General features: G+C 39.2%; 3 protein-coding genes and 1 rRNA gene. All 4 read right to left on the reverse strand.

The genetic code is table 11. The features are described 5' to 3' along the window. Window positions 1–122: ribosomal RNA gene (locus tag AB4Z50_RS35710) — 16S ribosomal RNA — on the reverse strand; the annotation flags it as partial. Between the two features lie 979 nt (window positions 123–1,101). Continuing rightward, the gene (locus AB4Z50_RS35715) at window positions 1,102–1,671 is read right to left on the reverse strand and encodes a YdeI/OmpD-associated family protein (RefSeq protein WP_441887227.1); all 570 of its coding nucleotides are present in this window, start codon (window positions 1,669–1,671) and stop codon (window positions 1,102–1,104) included. A gap of 264 nt (window positions 1,672–1,935) precedes the next feature. Continuing rightward, window positions 1,936–2,451 carry a DinB family protein gene (locus tag AB4Z50_RS35720; protein WP_441887229.1) on the reverse strand — a complete coding sequence of 172 codons (516 nt, stop codon included), beginning with the start codon at window positions 2,449–2,451 and terminating at the stop codon, window positions 1,936–1,938. Window positions 2,452–2,532: 81 nt separating this feature from the next. Then, window positions 2,533–3,450: a helix-turn-helix transcriptional regulator gene (locus AB4Z50_RS35725; protein WP_441887231.1), complete on the reverse strand. Its 918-nt coding sequence runs from the start codon at window positions 3,448–3,450 to the stop codon at window positions 2,533–2,535. Window positions 3,451–4,287 lie beyond the last annotated feature (837 nt).

The raw sequence follows: 4,287 nt of genomic DNA on the forward strand, positions 1-4,287 counted from the left end.
TGTTACTCACCCGTCCGCCGCTAAGCATCAGAGGTGCAAGCACCTCATCAACTCCGCTCGACTTGCATGTATTAGGCACGCCGCCAGCGTTCGTCCTGAGCCAGGATCAAACTCTCCAAATTGGTGTTTGAAATGCTCATTACTTTTTTTATCGCTTTTTTCGCTTATCCCGAAGGATTTGCGAGGCAGTTATTACTCGTTGTTCAGTTTTCAAAGAGCAAWCTTTTCTWTCGTTTGTTTCTCTCGCCGTCCGCGTGTATCTCTCGGCCGGAATTAGAATATACCATGCATGCATATATGATTGCAAGTCTTTTTTTAAATTAATTTATTATATTTATGATTTCACTATATAAATGCCATTTAATACGTCTATAATGCCTGTAAAACACTACATTTAAGCGTTTTAATATTTAATTTCGTTAATATAAATGAACAAACATATTATTAGTTATTTATTTTCGAGCTCAATGTTAGCCTAGTTAACTATGTGTAATTAACAAATGGAATTCAAATCAGCTCATATATTTCATCGTTTTCTGCTTGATATCTGATTCTGCCTTACATCAATCTATTTAATCCTAGAAGACACAAAGCTGCATCACTTCTTATCTATCCCTGTACAGGTTTGTATGAATTCCGTGACTTGCTTCTGATACTCATTTACAGGGGAATAGCATCTTGATTCTTAAATACGATTGCTTTTTAAAATGAATTATAACTGTGCAAAGTCCTTAACTTTAAAAAGCCATTAGTAATTCTTCTTTATCTATTAAGATCACCTACGTAACCTGTTCGTTATTTACAATCAGAATTAATTCTTGCTTTACATCCTCCACGAATGTTCATTCTATTCTAGGCCAAGACCATCCGTATTCAACATTCACAATAGCAGCTGAACCGTCCAGCATAAGCACCTCCCCGACCTATTCGTATGTGTAGGAACTAAAATGATCCTATCACGCCTATGAAAGGATGGGTTTTTAATTTGAAACAAATCAAAATTAGTATAGTAGAAGACTACAACCACTAATTACAAATAGCCTATTTCGGCGTACTTATATCACCCACAAAAAACAATTTCTCGCTACAAAATATTGTATCTTAATAATCTAGGAGGCGTCGATTGTCATGCCATTGACCGTATATTTTATTTTCCTTAGTGTTTGCAATGAATTTGTCTAATCTACTATTATATAATTCCGGCTGGTTTTTATTACTTTGTATCGTGTCGATCCGAACTCTTTTATAAAGAGCTGGAAATGCCGAAAAATTCTCAAATGTCTGTCTCTCCTCTTTGAGCCTTTGCTCTATAACCTTATCTATTTTAAAAGAATCGTAATCCATATCGGGAAGTACCTTTCTTCCTTCATCTCTCATTAACCCCAACTTTTCAAGGCGGCGGACACGTTCTTTATTCAATTCAGTCCATGAACTTTTTTTGCTTCTAGGTGATAGTCTCTGCGCCATTTGAGTTTCGGCTATTTTCTTTTTCACTCCATCAATCCATCCAAAGCACAAAGATTCTTCGACCGCGTCCAAATACAGCAACTTATCTGGGTTTGGCGTCATGCTAACTACTACCCAGCAAGACTTTTTAATATTTCCATTTTCCTGTAGCCAAATCCTCAAATCTTCTCTCGATTTTACTGTAATTAGATTTTCAATTTCCATAGATAAAACTCAAGCTCCTTCTAATTATAGTGTGAAATTAAATCCATTATACAACGTATGACCTAAGTCGAACTTGATGCTATCAGCAAAAGGGTAAAATGATACTTATCTCAACTAGCAATGGTGACTTATTTCTTCTATTAAATCGAAGTAAAAAGGTCGACTCCCCTATTTTTAGAAGTATCGACCTTTTTAGTATAATTTGATTTAACTCAAAACAATATCCATTGCACTCACCAAATTTTCAAAACGATGCGCTAGTGTTTAAACGGATTCCGCAGCTTCCTGATACCAAAAAAATGCATAGTCGTTCATGACGGATGCGTGGCCTAGTTGGCGCAACATTGTTGAAATATTGCCTCTGTGATAGGTCCCATGATTGGCCACTTGCAGTACAATTTCCGATAAGCGTGTTTGGCGAATTCCGGCAAATGGGTTATCAAGCAAAACGGTTTGCTCCAAATCAGCTTCGCTTTGGAACCATTCTCTGTATTGTTCCGATAACTGTGCGAAGTTGTTGGCGTATTCATCTACAGAATGCAGGATACTCACATTTAGCGACATACATTCTTGAAATGCCTCTCGCATACCAGTGCCTGTTAAAACCTTATACCACATCGTATCCACTGCATAGATATGACTAAGGGCATGGGCAAGGGTAGCAAATGAGCTGTTTACTTCTTGACTTAGCACAGAGGCAGGGAGTTCCTTGATTCTCCCCATGATCGTTTGGTTGGCCCATGTGTGGTATTGAAACATTTCTACTGGATAATTGGACATTCGTAAAGTCTCCTTTTGATTTCTAATAAATTGATTTTGGTTCTGTAGTTATAATAATAAAAGAAGTATGACAACAGACTGTCATACTTCTTCATAAAGTTTGAGTGTATTTTGAAGCTGTTCTTTTAAAATCCCTCGTAGTGCATGAGGTTCGAGTACTTCGGCGCCACTGCCAAAGCTCAGAAGAATGGACCATAGCCATCTTGCTTCTAGTGGTTTATAAACTGGAATTCGTATCGTTGCATTTCCATCGGCATGAAATTGCATATCCGCTTGGTGAAACTGATCCATAGCTATCGCCAAAGCCTCCGGTCCCACTTGAATCACAACATCTTTCAAAAGATCGCACCATTCCTTGTTTGTGAAAGTAAGCTCTTTCGACACTAAGTGGTGCTGCTGAAAGTCTTCCTGCGTCAATACTAAGTTCATTATCCGTGATAGTCGGAACTCCCGATAGTCACAACGCGTTCGACAAAAGCCATAAACGTACCAATTGCCATATTTGAAATGAAGCTGTATGGGTTCCATATCACGGGAAGTACGATCATTATTAGCATTAATATAATCAAAACGGACGATTTTTCGCTCCGTAATGCCCGTACGTAAATGTTGAAGCGCGTCCGGCCCTGACCGGCGGGTTTCTAAGTCGACAGATACAGTGGGGATCTGCTGCTCGGGTCCAATTGTTTGTAGTCTTTCAATGGTACCCTGAGCACGCTCATCTTTAAACACGCTGGAGAGGCTGCTGAGCACGGTGATCAGGGAATCCACATCGTAAGAACCGAGCAAGCTTTTATCCATTTTGTATCCGTCCATTATGCCGTATCCGCCATTCATTCCCTGATACGATATAACAGGGAAGCCCGCAGCGCAGATCACATCGATATCCCGATAAATAGTTCTTTGGGAAACTTGATACTCTTCAGCCAGCATAGAAGCAGACACAACTTCGTTATTCAGGAGCTTGTAGATTATGGAGATCAATCGCTCCAATTTCATATATATCCCCGCCCGTTAATCCATTTCGCATTGCTGCTTAATATTATATCACAGATTTTTTATTACTAATTTTCAGGGACACCCCGCTTGATGTATCGTAGATACATGAATTGGATTGAACGATCGGGGTATCTAGATTGGCATAACACCGTAAAACCCACGTTAGAAAGCATCTCCTATCGCAGGTAGACGTGCAGTCATAATGGAAGGAGTTCTCTTGAAGAACAAACATCACTAATGTAAACGCACCGATGTCCAGTCGGTCGTGTGTGCGCCAGAGGCGCCGAGACTAGCACTTTTTATATAGTGTTATAGTCAAAAAAAGCTACTTGCATTCATTCGAACATCTACCCTAGATTATTGAATGAATTTCCGCAACATTACGATCTGAAATATTAGTAATGCCTAGACCAACAGCTGTCTAAGCGTTCGCCTTTTCAATGAGTTCACTTGCAGTCGAATCACAGTACAATTATAGAGCAGTCTTCTTCTTTTTTAAGGCGTGTTTATTTTGCTCTTAACATCCCGTACCTTCGTCTCTTATTAGATTCCAGATATTAGAATGATAATACTTGTCTGCAGAGGGTTAAAAAGCTTGGGGAGGCGTAGAGGAATTTTTTACGAGATCGGAGTAATAACAACTGAAGCCTTATTACGTTTTACCAATATGGGATTACCAATTTGATAAAAACTACTCAAAAGCATCTCATATGAGTGTCATTTCCTACTTTTAAACAACAAAAAAAGCCTTGCTAAGCAAGACTTCTTTTGTCGTACTATGATGCGCGTAGAGGGACTTGAACCCCCACGGTTGCCCGCTAGATCCTAAGTCTAGTG

The sequence above is a fragment of the Paenibacillus sp. 2TAB26 genome (assembly GCF_052115145.1).
Classification (GTDB): domain Bacteria; phylum Bacillota; class Bacilli; order Paenibacillales; family Paenibacillaceae; genus Pristimantibacillus.